At 45.8% G+C, this 2,144-nt stretch carries 3 protein-coding genes; all 3 read right to left on the bottom strand.

Annotation, left to right across the window (positions count from 1 at the left end):
• Window positions 1-447, bottom strand: a 447-nt coding sequence (gene lspA, locus PX636_RS20350) for a signal peptidase II (RefSeq protein WP_288118536.1), incomplete at its 3' end; no start/stop codon positions are given.
• An 11-nt stretch (window positions 448-458) separates the two neighbouring features.
• On the bottom strand, window positions 459-1,112 hold the full coding sequence (locus PX636_RS20345; RefSeq protein ID WP_288118534.1) for a biotin transporter BioY: 654 nt from the start codon (window positions 1,110-1,112) through the stop codon (window positions 459-461).
• Window positions 1,084-2,142, bottom strand: a complete 1,059-nt coding sequence (bioB, locus tag PX636_RS20340) for a biotin synthase BioB (protein ID WP_288118532.1) — start codon at window positions 2,140-2,142, stop codon at window positions 1,084-1,086. The genes PX636_RS20345 and bioB overlap by 29 nt, the downstream gene beginning before the upstream one ends.
• Between the last annotated feature and the right edge of the window lie 2 nt (window positions 2,143-2,144).

Raw genomic sequence — 2,144 nt, 5'->3', positions numbered from 1 at the left:
GGGAAAGGTAGAAATTAAGAGACAAATAATCCCGATGTTAATAAAGACATCAGCCAGATTAAAAACAGGAAAATTAATCAATCTAAAATCGAGAAAATCCACCACATAACCAAACAAAAAGCGATCGATACCATTGCCGAAAGCCCCTGCTAAAATAAAACCGTAGGCTAATTGTTCCCAACGATTTAAATGCGGTCCAAAGTAAGCAAAAGCCATTAATCCCAAACTAACTAATAAGGATAGCCATTTTAGCCAACCAACACCGCCCCGAAAAGCACTAAAAGCCGCCCCAGTATTAATCACATAGGTAAAATGAAAAACCCCCGGAATAATCGGGAAAGTCTCACCAATTTGCTCAAAACTCTGCACGGTTATATACTTAGTTACTTGGTCTAAAATTAGACCAAGCACCGCCACTATCCAAAACCAGCGATTCTTTTTTAACATTGGCTGTGGCATCAATAAAATAATAATTTACGGAAGAAAAAGGCAATAATTACCACCACACAAATTACTACTAACTGCCCTAAAAATGGCCAGACTGAATAATTCATAAATAGGGTGGGCAAACTATCGGGAAAGGTGATTTGACTGGCTTGGGGCTGAAAAATCGACAATCCCAGCATATATAATAAACCGCACAGATGAATAACTAACAAACCGGCAAAAGCACTTAAAGCCAGAGTTTCTATCTTGGCGCGCCAGCGAAAAGCCAGCCAACCACACAGCCATGCCCCCGGCATAAAGCCTAAAATATAGCCAAAACTGGCTTCTTTCAGATAACCCATTCCCCCACCCTGGGCAAACACGGGCAACCAAGTTAAACCGAGAAAAATATAGGCCACCTGGGCGAGAAGCCCGGCATTTTTGCCCCCCAGACAGCCCGTTAACAATACTGCGCCAATTTGGTAAGTTATGCCCAGTTTTTGCGAAGATAGACCCGTAGTAGCCGACCAACTAGCTAGGCTGACCGGAACAAATGTACTAAAAATTGTCAGCAACAAACCAATCAAAGCCCAGAGTAACTCATTGGGAACCGATGCGGAAGCGCGCCGCGGCGGAGATTCTCGTCCTCGACGTGATTTAGGTTGCCTGTTGGGGTTGGTATTCACCGGGGATGGGGGCTTCTCCTCCTATTAAACTAAGATCAGCCAACATCGCCTGATCCTGTTGGGGGGGTTGTCCTAGAGTGGTCAAATAATGCCCAATCAGCATAGCATTAATTCCCGATTTTAGCCCCAGATTTTGCAATTCTCCCATCACTGCCTCTCGTCCCCCGGCATAACGGAGGATTTGTTGGGGTAAAATAAACCGGAAAATAGCGATCGCTTTTAGGGCAGTAAAGGGCTCCAGTTTGGGTAAATGACCTAAAGGGGTGCCACTTCTGGGGTTTAATAGGTTAATCGGCACTGATTCCACTTCTAATTCCGCCAGAGAAAAAGCTAAATCAATGCGATCGATCCAACTTTCCCCCATACCGATAATTCCGCCCGTACAAGCCTGAATTCCCGCCGCTTTCAGGTTTTTTACCGTTTCTACCCGATCCTGCCAACTGTGGGTGGAGACCACGTTAGGATAAAAATTCTCGGCAGCCTCCAGATTGTGATTATAACGGGTAACTCCGGCTTCTTTTAAGGCCTGCGCTTGGGCAAGGGTTAACTCTCCCAGGGCGCAACAGGGTTTAATCTTGGCCGTTTCGATGATTTCTTGAACCGTGGCCAGTATTTCCTCGAATTCCTGCGATTTAGGGCTATTGTACTTTAATCCCCGACCTTGACTAACTAAACAGAAGCGTTTGGCCCCCGCTTCGGCTGCCGCTTTCGCATGGCTGACGATTTCCTCGCGACTTTTTAAACCGTAGATAGGCGAATCTTGTCCGGGATGGTGGGCGGATTGGGAACAAAAACTGCAATTTTCCGAACAACTTCCCGATTTTATGTTGATAATGCTACATAAATCCACCGTATTACCACAACAGGCCTGACGAATGCGATCGGCAGCCTCACATAAGCTGAAAATATTTTCCTGACCTTCGATCGCAGTTAAAGCTAGGGCCTCTTGCTTACTGAGTCGATCGCCGGCGATAATCTGATTAGCCCTAGTCTGTAACCAGTTTTTTAAGGCTTCTCCCTCCACGGGGATAG

Origin of the sequence: Microcystis sp. M53598_WE2, assembly GCF_030067735.1 — a bacterium.
Classification (GTDB): Bacteria; Cyanobacteriota; Cyanobacteriia; order Cyanobacteriales; family Microcystaceae; genus Microcystis; species Microcystis aeruginosa.
This window is presented reverse-complemented; position numbering and strand designations above follow the sequence as displayed.